11 protein-coding genes are annotated in these 15,981 nt (G+C 52.7%); 5 read left to right on the top strand and 6 right to left on the bottom strand.

The window, feature by feature from the left end; all coding sequences use genetic code 11:
- The first annotated feature begins 232 nt into the window (after positions 1-232).
- A complete protein-coding gene (locus LWL52_RS13005; RefSeq protein WP_242920478.1) occupies positions 233-1,330 on the top strand; it encodes a putative type IX sorting system protein PorV2 in 1,098 nt (365 codons plus the stop codon).
- Positions 1,317-6,404, top strand: a complete 5,088-nt coding sequence (gene porU2 / locus LWL52_RS13000; RefSeq protein WP_242920476.1) for a putative type IX secretion system sortase PorU2 — start codon at positions 1,317-1,319, stop codon at positions 6,402-6,404. Before LWL52_RS13005 ends, porU2 begins: the two co-directional genes overlap by 14 nt.
- A gap of 79 nt (positions 6,405-6,483) precedes the next feature.
- Here porU2 and LWL52_RS12995 read toward each other — a convergent pair whose 3' ends face one another.
- Genes LWL52_RS12995 through LWL52_RS12985 form a run of 3 tightly spaced genes read right to left on the bottom strand, consistent with a single transcriptional unit; the run spans position 6,484 to position 9,151 of the window.
- Positions 6,484-6,969 carry a dihydrofolate reductase gene (locus LWL52_RS12995; protein ID WP_242920474.1) on the bottom strand — a complete coding sequence of 162 codons (486 nt, stop codon included), beginning with the start codon at positions 6,967-6,969 and terminating at the stop codon, positions 6,484-6,486.
- Positions 6,966-7,904, bottom strand: a complete 939-nt coding sequence (gene fmt / locus LWL52_RS12990; RefSeq protein WP_242920472.1) for a methionyl-tRNA formyltransferase — start codon at positions 7,902-7,904, stop codon at positions 6,966-6,968. The genes LWL52_RS12995 and fmt overlap by 4 nt, the downstream gene beginning before the upstream one ends.
- On the bottom strand, positions 7,904-9,151 hold the full coding sequence (locus LWL52_RS12985; protein WP_242920470.1) for an exo-beta-N-acetylmuramidase NamZ family protein: 1,248 nt from the start codon (positions 9,149-9,151) through the stop codon (positions 7,904-7,906). The genes fmt and LWL52_RS12985 overlap by 1 nt, the downstream gene beginning before the upstream one ends.
- Before the next feature lie 33 nt (positions 9,152-9,184).
- Here LWL52_RS12985 and LWL52_RS20665 point away from each other — a divergent pair, with 33 nt between their 5' ends.
- Entirely contained in the window at positions 9,185-10,393 is a 1,209-nt protein-coding gene (locus LWL52_RS20665; RefSeq protein WP_242920468.1) for an ABC transporter permease, read from the top strand.
- Positions 10,394-10,473: 80 nt separating this feature from the next.
- On the opposite strand, the gene LWL52_RS12975 is transcribed toward LWL52_RS20665, so the two are convergent.
- From LWL52_RS12975 to LWL52_RS12965, 3 genes are all read right to left on the bottom strand, one after another.
- Positions 10,474-11,313 (bottom strand): mechanosensitive ion channel family protein, encoded by an 840-nt coding sequence (locus LWL52_RS12975; RefSeq protein WP_242920466.1) that lies wholly within the window; start codon positions 11,311-11,313, stop codon positions 10,474-10,476.
- Positions 11,314-11,408: 95 nt separating this feature from the next.
- On the bottom strand, positions 11,409-12,110 hold the full coding sequence (locus LWL52_RS12970) for a peptidoglycan DD-metalloendopeptidase family protein (RefSeq protein WP_242920464.1): 702 nt from the start codon (positions 12,108-12,110) through the stop codon (positions 11,409-11,411).
- A 49-nt stretch (positions 12,111-12,159) separates the two neighbouring features.
- A complete protein-coding gene (locus LWL52_RS12965) occupies positions 12,160-12,717 on the bottom strand; it encodes an HNH endonuclease (RefSeq protein WP_242920462.1) in 558 nt (185 codons plus the stop codon).
- A gap of 283 nt (positions 12,718-13,000) precedes the next feature.
- On the opposite strand from LWL52_RS12965, the gene LWL52_RS12960 reads away from it, so the two are divergent.
- Complete coding sequence (locus tag LWL52_RS12960) at positions 13,001-14,083, top strand: ferredoxin--NADP reductase (protein ID WP_242920460.1); 1,083 nt, start codon at positions 13,001-13,003, stop codon at positions 14,081-14,083.
- A 114-nt stretch (positions 14,084-14,197) separates the two neighbouring features.
- Entirely contained in the window at positions 14,198-15,928 is a 1,731-nt protein-coding gene (locus LWL52_RS12955) for a M3 family oligoendopeptidase (RefSeq protein ID WP_242920458.1), read from the top strand.
- Positions 15,929-15,981: the final 53 nt, after the last annotated feature.

Here is a 15,981-nt window from a genome sequence, read left to right as displayed (position 1 = left end):
TAACGCAAGGTACTGTATAAAAATAATTACGAAAGATTTCCGGATAGGTTCTTTCGGCCAAATAATTATCATTATTATTTCTTATTTTTGGATAAAATTATACTCTTCCTGGAGCTGCAAAACCGCTTAAAATGCGCCTGGAGCCACATAAGCAGGTGCATTGCCTTCTGATGAGGGTGGAGGAGGAAGTATGAAAAAATATTTTTAAGCGATTGAAACCCTGCCTTCTACTATGCAAACATATACCCTCCGCTTCGTGGCAGTGCTACTTTTGTTTTTGGGCGGGCGGGCTGCCCTGGCCCAGGTAACCACCCCCAAGTATAGCAATGAGTTTTTGAACATTGGCGTTGGCGCACGGGCGCTCGGGATGGGCAATGTGCAGGCTGCCGTAGCCAGCGACGCCACGGCGGGCTACTGGAACCCCGCCGGCTTACTGCGCCTCGACCACAAGTATAACGTAGGCCTGATGCACTCGGAGCTCTTTGCCGGCATCGCCAAAAACGATTTTGCCAGTTTTGCCATGCCCCTCGACTCCAGCAGTGCCCTGGCTGTTTCGGTTATCCGGCTCGGGGTAGATGATATTGCCGACACGCGCCGCCTGCAAAATGAGTATGGCTACATTCAGTACGATAGCATTAAGTTCTTTTCGGTGGCGGATTATGCCGTGCTGCTTTCGTACGCCCGCCGCAGCAACCTGGTCCAGGGCCTTCGCCTGGGCGCCAGCGCGAAGATCATTTACCGCAACGTAGGTGAGTTTGCCAATGCCTATGGTTTCGGGATCGATGCCGGCGCGCAGCTGGAGCGTGGCAACTGGCAGTTTGGCCTCATGGCCAAAGATATCACCACCACCTTTACTGCCTGGACCCACAACGTGGAAGCGCTGGAAGAAGCTTACCTGCAAACCGGCAACGAGCTGCCCGAAAATACAGCCGAGCTTACCCTGCCGCGGGTGGTATTAGGCGTAGGGCGCTCCTTTCATTTTACAGATAAATTCACGGGCTTACTCGCGGCCGACATCGACTTTACCTTTGATGGCCGGCGCAATGTGCTGCTAAAATCAGACCTGGTATCCGTGGACCCGCATGTAGGGCTGGAACTGGCCTATGCCCAAACGGTTTTTGTGCGCGGCGGCATCAACAATTACCAGCAAACAAAAAACTTCGACGGCAGCATGGCCACCCGTATGCAGCCAAACTTTGGCATCGGCTTTCGGACAAACGGCCTGAACCTGGATTTGGCGCTTTCGCGGGTAAACGACAGGGAAAGCAATGCCATCGCGGCTAACAATACATCTTCTGTGATCGTCTCGCTGGGTTATGCCTTCAATTAAAATCATACCTGTTTCGTATACAGCCATGCGCATCTTTACACTACTTCCACGGTTTGTCTTAGCAGTGCTGCTGCTCCTGATGGGGGGCTACTTCGGGAATGCCAGCGCCCAGGGAAAGTATGGCAACGAATGGATAAACTACGCCCAGACCTACTATAAAATAAAAGTGGTGAACACTGGGCTGCATCGCCTGAGCTACGGCTATCTCGACAGCCTGGGGCTGGCCAGCGTAAACCCCACGCAGTTGCAGCTTTTCAGAAGAGGTAAAGAAGTAGCGATTTATGTAGCCGGCGAAACCGACGGGAAGCTGGACCAGCAGGACTTTGTCGAGTTTTACGGCGAGCGCAACGACGGCGCCCTGGATCGCGAGCTGTATCAGAACCCTGCCCACCAGGTGCACCAGCTATTTAGTTTATATACCGATACAGCCGCTTACTTCTTAACGATAAACCCGGCCGGCGGCAAACGGATGCGGGAAGTGAACCCGTCAGCCAGCGGCCTTTCGCCGGAACCCTACCATCTGCAGAAGGCGGTTTATGCAAATGCGGACCGGTTTAATTTTGGCAAGCTCTATGACCTGGACAATCGCAAAACCTACATGCCCTGGATGGATCAGGGTGAAGGGTATATGTCTAACTATTCCATCAGTCCGCGCACCTACGATATTTCAGGGATTGTTGACGTGGAGCAAACCGGGCCCAAACCACGAGTAGAATACGGCACCGTGGGAGCATACCAGGAGCAGCATACTTTTGATGTGAATGTCGCTTCCAGCGGCGGCTACAGAAAGCTGGCTACCTATAATTATGATTTCTTTGGCTCCGCAAAAGATACCCAGCCCCTTGACTTTTCCGAGATCAGTGTTCAGGGTAAAGTTACCCTGCAGATCGTACCGGTGTCTACTCCTACAAAGGGCAATGCCATCAGCTTTGCCTACGGAATCGTTACCTACCCTCAGAAAAATACTTTTACAGGAAATAACCTCTTATTCTTTACCGATTCCACGCGGGCCGCTACACAGTATTTTGAATTCCCGGCAGCCTCAGGCGGAGTGGTGGCCTATGATGTGACCAATGCTGATGCCCCCATACGTATATCCGGCCAGGCGATTGGTGCGGGGAAGGGCTTTGTCATTAACACGGGCAGCAGCACCCGTAAAGTTTTACTAGCTGATGCTGCTAAGGCCTTTAAACCTGCCAAACGAGGGCTCCGGACAACATTCAGGCAACTGGATCCGGCCAAGCATAATTACATCATCATTACCAATCAGCGGCTGATGAAACCTGCCGGGGGAGCTGCCGTGCCGGCGCCGGTTGCCTATGCTGCCTACAGAGCATCGGCTGCAGGCGGAGGATATGATACCCTGCTGGTGACAATGGACCAGGTCGTAAATGAATTTCATTATGGTGAATTCTCTTCCAATGCTATCCGGCATATGATGAAATTTATGGCGCAGTCACCCCGCGAAAAACAGCTTTTCATTATCGGCAAAGGGGTGAATTATGCTTCTGCCAGTTATTTGGCTTCTATCGGTAAATACAGCTACTATCATGTGGGGGCCCGCAACCCCAAAGTACATGAGATAGACCTGGTGCCGACCGGCATTTACCCTGCTTCGGATGTATTCTTTACGGCAGATTTTCAGAACTCCTCCTATGTGCCGCAGGTGCCTACAGGGCGCCTTGCTGCAACTACCCCAGAGCAAGTGATCCAGTATCTGAACAAGGTGAAAGAACACGAAGCGCTTTCGCCGGTGGAGCCCTGGCGGAAAAATATCTTGCAGTTAGGAGGCGGAAACACTAACCTGGAGATCAATACAATCGCCAGCTTTCTGCGTAGCTATAAACAAATTGCCGAGGGGCCCTTGTTAGGTGCCAATGTGATCGAAAAATACCGGCAGAATGTAAGTGAAGTAGTTGAAACCGTAAATGTGGCAGAGGAAGTGAATAACGGCGTTTCCCTGATCACCTTTTTCGGGCACAGTGCTCCGGGCACTACAGACCTGGATATTGGCTTTGCTTCCGTTGCCATAAATGGCTATAAGAACAAGGGGAAATACCCGTTCATGCTCATGAACGGGTGCAATGCCGGAGATGCCTTTGTACCGAACAATACTTCGTTTGGGGAAGATTGGCTGCAAACAGCAGAAAAAGGCGCCATCGGGTTAATTGCCCATGTCGATGCCGGTTATCCTTTCCAACTAAACGTTTATTCCAGTAACTTTTATACAACAGCTTTTCAGGATCCGGATTTTTATGGGAAACCATGGGGCGTGGTGCAGCAGGAAACTGCCAAACGGGTGCTGGAATCTACAGGTAATCCCATCAACATTGCCATGATAATGGAGATGGTGCTGCAGGGTGACCCAGCCCTGACACTTTATACCCCTGCCAAGCCCGATTACCTGTTCAGCGGAAATGCATTTGAGGTAACAAGCGATGATAACACTACTGTTACGGCAGCCACCGAAAAGTTTAACCTGGTGCTGGGCGTCAACAACCTTGGGAAAGCGATCACGGATTCTGTTTATGTAAAAGTCAGGAGAACGCTTTCGGATAACACGGTCCTGGAAGTGGATTCTATAAAGGTAGGCCCCATCCTGAACAAAGGCGTGATCAAAGTTCCGTTAAGCAATAAAGGAGTAGCGGCGCTGGGCATGAACACGTTCGATGTGTACCTGGACAGCCCCAACGCCGTGGATGAGTTTAACGAAGACAACAACATCGGCCACTTCCAGCATTATTTTGCCTCCAGCGGCTTGGTAACACTAAGCCCGTCAAACTTTGGTATTGTAACTGCTGCCCAGGTAAAGCTGGTGGCGCAGGCTACGCAGGCGCAGCAAAACCAGCAGGGCTATTATTTTGAAGTAGACACCACCCAGGCTTTCAACAGCAACCTGAAAATGACGCATACCTCCGAACACGCCCTGTTGCCTGTTTGGGAGGTGAATCTACCGGGCACCGGTAAAGACAGTACCGTTTATTACTGGCGGGTACGGTTTCATAATTATGCCGCTGGCGAGGACACAGTATGGGCAAGCAGCTCCTTCAGGTTGATAAAAAACGGCCACAAAGGATGGTCGCAAAGCCATTACGGGCAGTTTTCAACGACCCAGACGAGTAAAATAACGCAGAAAGGTACCCAGCAGATCAGATGGGAGTTTGAGCCGGCTGCGGCAGAAACTGATGTCAAAACGGTAGGAGGCGATCTGCGGTATACCAACCCGCCGTATGGTATTTTCTTCAATGGCAAAATGCTGTATACGGCCTCGTGCAGTGACCCTGGGGGCAGCGCTACGCCACGTATCTTTGCCATCGTAGTGGAGGACAAAGGCCTGACAATGGTCGAAAAACTGGGCAGCGGGGTGGCCTGTGCGTCGGCCCCTTACCTGTATGAGTTTGGCCACATGGGGCAGGCTGCAAGCCAGCTGAAGCTGGAGAACTTTTTGAAAAGCATTCCGACCGGCTACCACGTGGTGCTGGCCACGGTTAACAGCGTCCCGTTCCAGAACTTTTCGGCCAGCCTGAAAACGCAATTTAAAAGTATAGGGTCCACTTTGATCGATGGGTTAAAAAATGGCTATCCTTACGGTATTGTCGGGCAGAAAGGCGCTGACCCGGGGGCAGTGCAGGAACTCACAGCTTCTACAGACGATCCGACAAAGCCCACAGCGCAGCCAATCGCGCTGAAAGTGATTCTCAAGTCAAAGCAACCAGCGGGCACTCTTACCTCCACCGTGGTGGGGCCGGCCCTGCACTGGGGGACCTTGTATCATAACATTGAACGAAATGGCCAGGGCAAAGATACGTATAAACTAAGTATAATCGGGCTGGATGCTGCTGGAAACGAGCAGGTGCTGGTAGACAAGGTCGCAACCAAGGCTTTTGACCTTGCCGCCATTGATGCCAAAATATACCCTAATCTGAAACTCCGCGCCTTTGTTTCGGACTCGGTGGCGCGTACGGCGCCGCAATTAAAGGAGTGGTTTGCCTACTATGAGCCGGCTCCAGAAGGCGTTATTCGCCCGGATCTGGTGAAAGTAAGCGAGCAGATCCTGAACGAGCAGGCCTTGCAGGGCCGCATCGCCCTGCCCATGGCTTTCCAGAACATCACCGATATTCCTTTTCCGGATTCGCTGACAGTAGAGGTGACGCTGACAGGTGAAAACCAGCAGCCCATCGTTTCCCGGTTCAAGATCAAGCCTGCCGGCGCTTTCGAGACGGTAAACTTTACTTATACCTTGCCCACCTACTCTCTGGCGGGCAGCTACAGGCTGAGCATGTTTGTAAACCCGCGGGTGCAGCCGGAGCAGGAGTTCTTCAACAACATTTATCAGGTGCCTGTCCAGCTCAGGAACAAGTTGCACCCGATCCTTGATGTGGCCTTTGACGGCGTGCATATCCTGGATGGCGAGATCGTATCGCCAAGCCCGTTGATCAGCATTGTGGTGAAGGACGAAAACCGGCGCCAGTTTCTCGAAGACCCTTCGTCGATGTCTGTCATTCTCATCGACCCCAACGGGCAGGAGCAGGAAATCTCCCTGACAAACAACCCGCAGGAAGTGCGTTTTTACCCGGCCGATGAGAAAAATGACTTCAAGCTGGAATACAAGCCCGCCAAGCTCTCTGACGGCAAGTATACCATGGAAGTGCGGGCCCGCGATGCTGCCGGCAAAGCGTCGGGCATTTCGCCGTACCGCATCGGTTTCGAGGTGATCAGCGAGGCCAGCGTAACCAACTTCTACCCGTATCCGAATCCGTTCTCCAGCAAAACGCAGTTCATCTTTACCCTCACCGGTGGCACCATCCCGGAGCACATGAAGATCCAGATCCTGACCGTGACAGGCAAAGTAGTGAAGGAAATCATGAAAGAGGAAATGGGCCCGCTGCGCATTGGCAACAACCGAACGGCCTATGCCTGGGACGGAACCGACACGTATGGCGACCAACTAGCCAACGGCGTATATTTGTACCGCCTGGTGATGAGCCGGATCGGTGAGGAGATGAAGCACCGAAATACCTTCGGCGATAAAGCTTTTAAAAACGGTTACGGCAAGTTGTACATCCTGCGCTAGCGTTTTTGTAAGTATAATAAGCAAGTATAAAAAGGGAGGGGCGCTATACTTTAGCGCCCCTCCCTTTTTATACTTGTAGCTATTTGCGGCGTAGTTCCACAAAGCTGTAGCTATACTTGTTCTTCTCGTCCGGCGTGTGGTTTTCCTCCGAAACCACCTGCCAGTCTTCCGCTTTCAGCTCCGGGAAATACGTGTCGCCTTCAAAGGTATGATGCAGCCGGGTCAGGTAAATGGTGTCTACGTGGGGCAAAGCCTGTTTATAGATCTCGGCGCCGCCGATCAGGTATAGCTGTTGGTCCAGCTCCCGGCCTGTTTTCAGGGCCTCCTCGATGGAGTGCGCTACCAGGCATCCAGCAGCGGTATAATCCGGTTGGGTGGTGATGATGATGGTGGTGCGGCCGGGCAGCGGCTTGCCAATAGACTCATACGTTTTGCGGCCCATCAGCATGGGGTGGCCCATGGTGATCTGCTTGAAATGCTTCAGGTCGGCGGGCAGGTGCCAGATCAACTGGTTATCCTTGCCGATGACGTTGTTTTCGGCAACCGCTACAACAATGGCGATCATACTTGTTCTGTGTTAAAGGTATATCCCCGCAGCAGATCCTGGAGCGGCATGCGCTTTTTGCCTTCCATTTGCAAATCAAGTATGGCCAGGGCGCCGGCAGCCGTTTGCACGTGCAGGAAGGTTTTATTATCGGTGCTGATCTGGCCGGGTGCGAGCGGGTACGCCGTATTCTCCAGCACCTCGGTCCTGAATATTTTAAAGTTCTTGTCGCCGATGCGGGTCCAGGCAGCAGGGTAGGGGCTCAGGCCGCGGATAAAATTACGCACCTGCCGGGCAGGTTGGTTCCAGTTGATCTGGCAGGTTTCCTTGTAGATCTTGGGCGCATGTTTTATCTCGCCAGTAGTGTTTTGGGGCTGCGGCTGCACCGCGTCGCGCTCGATGGCCTGCACCGTGCGCAAAGCAAGCCGGGCACCTTCCTGCTTCAGTTTCTCATACATTGAGCCAAAGTCATCTTCCTCCTGGATCGGCACCCGCGTCTGGAAAAGCATATCGCCGGTATCGATCTCGTGCTTGAGGAAAAAGGAGGTCACGCCTGTTTCTTTCTCGCCATTGATGATGGCCCAGTTAATAGGCGCCGCCCCGCGGTACTGAGGCAGCAAGGAGCCGTGTATATTAAACGAGCCCAGTTCGGGCATGGCCCATACTACCTCGGGCAGCATCCGGAAAGCCACAATGATCTGCAAATTGGCCTGGTAGCTGCGCAGCTCCTGCAGGAATTCTTCCGATTTGAGGTTGGTCGGCTGCAGCACTGGGATGCCCTGCGCCACGGCATATTCCTTTACCGGCGACTGCTGGATTTTCTGGCCGCGGCCGGCTGGCTTATCCGGCGCGGTGATCACGGCTACTACCTTGTAGTTATGTTCCACGAGTGTCTGCAGGGTGGGCACCGCAAAATCGGGCGTTCCCATAAACACGATGCGTAATTCTCTGCTCATTATTTCTGGTTGTCTGGGTAAAGCAAATACTGCTTGCGTAGTTGTTTATACTTAGATAGCGCCGGTTCCCAGCTGGCCCTGATCTCGGCCTCGGTTTTGCCGGCGATAACTTGCTGCCGCAGGGCAGTAGTGCCGGCCAGTTTTTCGAAAAATGGATTGAAGAACTGCTCCTTTTTTGTCGAGTTTTGATACATGTCCAGCAGAAAAGCCAGCGTGAAGGGCTGTGCATCGGCCGGTTTTGTCAGGTCAAACCCATAGCAGGTCTGTCCTTTGTATGGCGGGTTGGTGGCGCCCGGCGTGCTCTGTGGCGTAAACGAAAACGCTTTGGAAGTATAAAAAGGACTCCCGATCACCTGGAATGGTGTGGGAGTGCCGCGACCTACGCTCACGTTCGTCCCCTCGAAGAGGCACAGCGACGGGTATAGGATAATGGACTGCTGGTTGGGCAGGTTAGGCGATGGTTTTACGGGCAAAGTATAAGCCGTCTGGTGGGTATAATTGGCCACCGGAATGATGGTGAGGTTAGCCTGGCGCTGGCCTTCCAGCCACTTCTCGCCGTTTATCATTTTGGCCAGCTCACCTACCGTCAGGCCGTGTACGATGGGAATGGGGTGCATACCGACAAACGATTTGAGTGCCGGCTCCAGCACTGGGCCATCCACGTAATTGCCGTTGGGGTTGGGCCGGTCAAGTATAAGCAGGGGTTTGTTGTTCTCTGCGCAGGCTTCCATGGCGTAATGCATCGTGCTGATATACGTATAAAAGCGCGTGCCCACATCCTGGATATCAAATACCAGCACATCCAGGCCTTTCATTTGCTCAGGCTTAGGCTTTTTATTATCGCCATAGAGCGAGATAATGGGCAGCCCGGTTTTGGTGTCGCGGGCATCCTTTACATGCGCGCCGGCATCGGCCTCGCCCCGGAAGCCATGCTCCGGTGCAAAAATGGTGGTTACCTGCACGCCCCGGCTCAGCAGGGTATCCACCAGGTGCGTTTGCCCGATGGTAGAGGTTTGATTGACAATAAGCCCGACACGCTTGCCCTGCAGCAGGGGCAGGTACCGTTCCAGTTGCGCAGCGCCCGTTAGCAGTGCTTGCGCGGCAGGAAGCGCAGGTGATGTTTGCAAAACGGCGGCTGGTAAGGCCGCGGCCTGTTTGGGTGAGCAGCTGCCGAAGGCAAGAAGCAGGGCGCTGTAAAGTATAAGCAGGGGCTGTGTCATCATAATACGGAAGAAATCAAAATTCATACCTATCTTTAAGGCTGTTTAGAAACCAGGTGCGTGAACATCTCCAAGTACATATCCGAAAAAATTTCCGAAGTGCAGGCCGGCTCGTTTACCTCGTCGGTTACAAAAATAGCAATTATCAGCATAGCTGCAGGCATTGCCATCATGATTGTGTCTTTTGCGATTCTGGAAGGCTTCCGAAGCGAGATCCGCGAGAAGATCTTTAGCTTTGGCGCACACCTGCAGGTAAGCAAGTATGACACCAACAACTCCTACGAAGGCGCTCCCATCAGCAAAGATATTGGCATCACTGATTCGATTGCCGGCATCAAAGAAATTCAGGGGTTTGCCCGCAAAACGGCCATCATCAAAACACAGGACGAGGTGCTAGGCGTGGTGCTGAAAGGCGTGGACAAGGATTACGACCTGCAAGCCATGAAGCAGAACCTGGTAGCCGGCAAGCTGCTTAACTTCCAGGATTCGGCCGTGTCGCAGCAGGTGCTGGTAAGCCAGACGATTGCCGATAAACTGAAGCTCAAAGTAGGCGATGAGGCCATCTTTTACTTTATCCAGAACCCGCCCCGCGCACGCAAACTGCAGATAGAAGGCATTTATAAAACCGGCCTGGAAGAATTTGATGAAGTGTTTGTGATCGGCGATATCCGGCTGATCCGGCAGCTCAACAACTGGCCCGACACGCTGGTAGGCGGCGTGGAGATCGTGCTGAAAGACTATAACCAGATCGACCAGGTAGCTGACCAGGTGTTTGACCAGATGCACTACGACCTGCAACTCGAAAAAATTACAGATCGCCACGCGCAGCTCTTCGACTGGCTGAAACTGCTGCAGAAGAACGTGGTCATCTTCCTGGTGCTCATTATTTTTGTGGCTACGTTCAACATGGTGTCTACCGTGTTTATCATGATCATCGAGCGCATCAACATGATCGGGGTGCTCAAAGCCGTCGGCGCCACGGACGCGCAAATCCGGAAGGTATTTTATTTCCGGGGCCTGAATCTGACGCTCAAAGGCATGTTCTGGGGCAACCTCATCGGCCTTTCGTTCTGCGCCATCCAGTACTATTTTAAAGTGATCCCGCTGGACCCCGAAAACTATTATATGGACACCGTGCCGATCTCCTGGAATTTCAGCATGATCGTGGTCCTGAACCTGATCACCCTGCTGCTCACCATGCTGGCCATCCTCATCCCGGCCGCTACTGTAGCCCGCATCAAGCCGGTAAAAGCGATCAAGTTCGATTAGCCAGCCATACTTATACTATAAAAGAAAGGCCTCACATGTAGTTGTGAGGCCTTTCTTTTATAGTATAAAAACGGTCAGGATCAGGCCTGCACCTGCCCGTTTTCCTGTACCTGCACCACTTCGCGCTTCTGCACCGGGGCCGGCATTTTCACGCCATGCTGCTCAAAAGCTTCATTCACCCGCTCGTTCATTTCCCAGTTCAGGGGCCAGAACTCTTCTCTTTTAGCCCACAGGCGCATGCTGATGGTCAGGGTATACTCGGTGAAAGCCGTTACAGCAATAACGGGGGCGGGGTCCGGGAGGATGCGTGGGTCGGCATCGATCAGGTTCTGAAGCAGCTGTTTTACTGCGGCCAGGTTGTTTTGCGGACTGATGACCAGGTTAAGCTCCATGCGCCTGGTGGGCTCCACCGAATAATTCACCACCACGCTGGAGGCCAGCGGGCCGTTGGGCATATAGATCACCTGGTTGTTGCCTGTTTTGATCACGGTATTAAAGATGTTGATCAGGTGCACCGTGCCGGCCTGCCCCTGTGCCTCGATAAAGTCGCCTACCCGGAAAGGTTTGATGGTGAGGATCAGTACGCCACCGGCAAAGTTGGAAAGGCTGCCCTGTAGCGCCAGGCCAATGGCTAGGCCGGCAGATCCCAGCACCGCAATAAAGGAGGTCATCTCAACTCCCAGTTGGGCAATAACCAGTATAATGAGCAGGATCCAGAGGGTAACACTCAGGATGCTTTCTAAAAAGGGACGCAACGACTCATCGACGTGTTTGCGGAACATCACCTGCTGGATAAAATTGTTCAGCCGCCGGATGATCCAGATGCCGATGATGAGCATGAAAGCGGCTACCAACAGCCGCATGCCATAGAGCACGGCAAAGTTAAAAAGGGTGTCGCGGTACGTGTCCAGGTTAAACATGGATAGGGTTAAGTTGAGATGAAAAATAAAAGGCGCTGCTCTGCTAGAACAGCGCCTCAAAAGCGCAAGTTACTTAAAACGTATACTTTTGCCAATTATGCCACCAGGTGGCGGCACTGCAGGATCAGGTTTGGATCGGGGCAAAGCTGGTTATACCTATCTTTCTCAGCCAGCGTGGCCACTCCAGGAAAGTCGCCATACTTGCCCTCCATACTTTGAATCACCTGAAAGTGCAGGTGCGGCGGCCAGTCGCCGTTTTCTGGGAAAGGCCCCACGTCGGCTATCTTCTGGCCTTTACCGAAGGACTTGCCCACCTGCAGCCCCTGCAGCGAGGTGCGGGTCAGGTGGCCGTACAACGTATAAAACGGCACGCCTTCCAGTTCGTGCTCCAGGATAATGGTAGGGCCGTAGTCGCCGAAATTCGCATTATCCTGAAAGCTGTGCACAGTAGCCTCCAGCGGGGTATAAACAGGCGTGCCGGCCTCCACCCATACATCGATGCCCAGGTGTAAGTTCCGGCTTTTGGCCTGCACATCAAAATGGGCACTGCGGCTGTAAATAAAGCGGTGCTCGAGGTAGCCACCCACGCCTATCGTGGCACCCTGTTGCCGGAGCAGCACCTGTACGGCCTTGTTAAAGGCGTTGGTGTCGCGCAGGTCGGTGGTATGCAGCAGCGGGTTGGCCTCTGTAAAGTCGAGCTGGCAAACCGTATCGGCATTCAGGTCGGTAGCAAACACGGGAGAAAAGGCAGCAGCGTTCCGCCTTAGTATTGCCCCAAGGTTTTGTGAGTTCTCCATAAAAAGCAAAGCGCGGAATAGTGGCCGCGTACTGCAAGTATAAGAAGAATTAGTTTACCTCTTCCTCTACAAACCTGGAAAGCGTACGCAGGCTTTTGGTTTTGCCGAACAGCTCTTCAGACTTTTTGCTGTAGGCAAGGGCGGCTTCCTGCAGGGTTTCGAAAGTGCCCAAGTTAATGCGCTGCTTGTTGTGGTGAATGATGGCGCGAAACTTCTGCGCCTCTTTGTGCACCCCGCGCACGCCCAGCTTGTTTTCGGTCTTAGCCGTGTTGCGCACAATCTTGCAGAGCGGCGCCCATTCCAGGTTCTCGCGGCGGCAGTCCAGTTTGTTGCCATTTTTGAAATGGACGTACAGGCGGATGTCGCTTTCCGGTTTTTTCAGCAGCTGCTCGCCAATCATCTTATGCAGATAAATGGTTTCGTTGCGGTACTTACCGTTTTTCAATGGCCAGTTTTTCTGAAAAAAGGCATAGCCGTTGGAGTGGATACGCAGGTGCTTCAGGAATTCGATCTGCTGCAGGTATGCGTTTTTCTGAATGTACTCGTAGGTGTGGTCATCCACTACTACGGTTTTTTCACAGTTTTTTAGCGTGAGTTTGTAGAGCATGTTGTTTTCAGTGATGATGTTGCAATAAGATCGGCAGACTCTTCAGAACAGGGTCCTTTTTACTTATTGTAACGGGATTGCCATTGAAGCTTGCTGTAAAGTTGCACTTTTTTCTATATCTATTACAACTAATATTATGATGTTTTTAGGGTAATACGTATAAAAATTAGGCATGAGCCAATTTTTAGGTAAAACTTTCTCAGCACAAGGCAGATTGTTGTAACTTTCACTTCCGAAACGTGTTAAAAACCTAAACAAAGCGGTTTAAAAGCAAAAAATCATAATGAGTAGCCCTTATTTTAATCTGAAGGTTGTCGCCATCACCCACGAAACTTCGGATGCCGTTACGCTCCACCTCGAGCACCCCGACAAAAAGCAGATTGCTTATAAACCCGGCCAGTTCCTGACGCTCATCCTGCCCATAGAAGGCAAAGAAGTTCGCCGTTCCTATTCGCTCAGCAGTACGCCCCACGAAGGGCCGCAGCTGGCCGTAACCATAAAGCGCGTGGCGGGCGGCCTGGTGTCCGGTTATCTACTGGACCAGGTAAAGGTGGGCGATGAGCTGAAGGTGATGGAGCCGATCGGCAATTTCTGCCTGACCTGCGCGCCCACCAATGAGCGGAATGTGATCCTGTTCGGAGCTGGCAGCGGCATTACGCCGCTTATGTCTATCCTCAAAGCTGTGCTGCGCGAAGAGCCGAACAGCAAGGTAACGCTGCTCTATGGCAACCGCGACGAAGATACCGTGATCTTTAAAGACCAGTTGCAGCAGCTGCAGCAAGCGCACCCCGGCCGCCTGCTGGTAGAGTATATTTACAGTCAGCCAAAGCAGGCCTGCGAGCACCGGGGCCGCATGAACCAGAGCATTATACTTAAAATTCTGGAGCGCCTGCAGCTGGCCAAAGCCACCAATGTGCTCTATTATATGTGTGGCCCTGAAGGTATGATGGACGAAGTGCGCAAGGCCCTGAATGTGCTGCATGTGCCGGCCGAGCGTATTTTTAAGGAAAGCTTTGTGAGCTCCAAACTGGTAGAGCAGCAGGAGCCGGAACACCATGGGGCCGTCAGCGCTACTGACGAAGATGAAATAACCACCCAGACCGTTACGATTCTCTACGAAGGTGCCGAATACAGTGTGGTGGTCACGCCTGACCAAACCATTCTGGAGGCAGCCCTGGAACAGGATGTGGATATGCCCTACTCCTGCCAGGCAGGGCTTTGCACCGCCTGCCGCGGCAAATGCCTGAGCGGAAAAGTGCACCTGGATGAGCGCGAGGGCCTCTCGGATGCCGAGCTGGATGAAGGGTATGTGCTGAATTGTGTAGGCCACCCGTTAACGGATAATGTGGTAATCGAGATCGGATAAGCCTGTTTTTACGTAAGTAGAAAGCGGGGCCAGCTTATCAGATGGCTCCGCTTTGTTTTTTTTGCACTTTCAGAAGAAACACTTATATTGCACTTTCTAGATATAATTAACTTAATGACTTCAGCCTCACCTAAAATAACGATACCCAGACGCAAGCCCCGGGTGTATTTGTCAGAAGATTTTAAAGTAGATAACTGGGAAACCATCCGGCCATACTTTGAAGAATTAAAGAGCCGGGAGATTAACTCGGTAGAGGAGCTGGAAAAGTGGATGGCCGACCGCAGCGAGCTGGAAAGTGTGCTGTCGGAAGACCTGGGCTGGCGCTACATCCGCATGACCTGCGACACCCAGAACGAGGAAGTTACCAAAGCTTTCCAGTATTTTATTTCCGAAATAGAGCCCGAGATCGCTCCGTTCGACCACGAGCTAAACATGAAGCTGATGCAGTCCACGTACGTGCGCGGCATCAGCCAGGAAAAGTATAGAATATACCTGCGGAGCGTGGACCGGGCGTTGGAGATCTTCCGCGAAGAGAATATCCCGCTTACCACCGAGATCAGCACCAAGCAGCAGCAGTATGCCGCCACCACAGGCGCCATGACGGTAACGCTGGACGGCGAGGAGATGACCCTGCAACGCGCCGCCGACCGCCTGAAGCGCAACGACCGCGCTGTGCGCGAACAAGCCTGGCGCGCTATCCAGGAGCGCCGTTTCCAGGACCGCGAAAAGCTGGATAATCTGTTCGATGAACTGCTCAAGCTCCGCAACCAGGTAGCGCAGAATGCCGGCTTTGAGAACTTCCGTGATTACATGTTTGCCGCCCTTGGCCGCTTTGACTATACTCCGGAAGATACCTTTAACTTTCATCAGTCCATACAGCAGACCATTGTGCCGCTGCTAATGAGCCTGGACAAGGAGCGCAAACAGCAGTTGGGCGTTGCCGAACTGCGCCCCTGGGACCTGGATGTAGATACATCGGGCAAAGCACCCCTGGAGCCGTTTACAACAGGGGTGGAACTGCTGGAAAAAACGGTGCAGGTATTCTACAAACTCGATACCTACCTGGGCGACTGCCTGGCCACCATGCGCGAGATGGGGCACCTGGACCTGGAATCACGAAAAGGCAAAGCGCCCGGTGGGTATAATTATCCACTCGATGAGATTGGTGTGCCGTTCATCTTTATGAATGCGACCTCTAGCCTGCGCGACGTGATTACGATGCTGCATGAAGGCGGCCACGCCGTGCACTCGTTCCTCACGCGCGAGATGAGCCTGAACGCCTTTAAGCATCCGCCCTCCGAAGTAGCCGAACTGGCTTCCATGTCAATGGAGCTCATCTCGATGGACTACTGGGACACCTTTTTTGAAAATGAAGATGAGCTGCGCCGCGCCAAGAAAACGCACCTGGAAAGCGTGCTGGAAACCTTCCCGTGGGTAGCAACGGTGGATAAGTTTCAACACTGGATCTACGAGCACCCGCAGCAAACGCAGGAAGACCGCCAGAAGGCCTGGGTTGAGATTTTCGAGACCTTTAACCAGAAAGAAGTAAGCTGGAACGGGCTGGAGAAGTATAAGCCTTTCTTATGGCAGAAGCAGCTGCACATCTACGAAGTGCCGTTCTATTACATCGAATATGCCATGGCGCAGCTCGGGGCCATTGCCGTGTGGAAGAACTACAAAGAAAATCCGGCGGAAGGACTGGCTGCCTACAAACGCGCGCTGAGCCTGGGTTATACCGTTTCCATTGGCGAAGTATACCAGGCCGCCGGCATCAAATTCGACTTCAGCACCGACTACATCAAGAGCCTCGCCGACTTTGTGCAGGCCGAGATGGAGAAATTATAAGAAGTATAAGTATAAAAATGTATAAGTATAAAAAGCAGCAGCCTTCTCACGCA

This window comes from Pontibacter liquoris (assembly GCF_022758235.1).
GTDB classification, from domain to species: domain Bacteria; phylum Bacteroidota; class Bacteroidia; order Cytophagales; family Hymenobacteraceae; genus Pontibacter; species Pontibacter liquoris.
The sequence above is the reverse complement of the archived record's forward strand: the minus strand, read 5'-3'. Positions and strand labels throughout refer to the sequence as shown.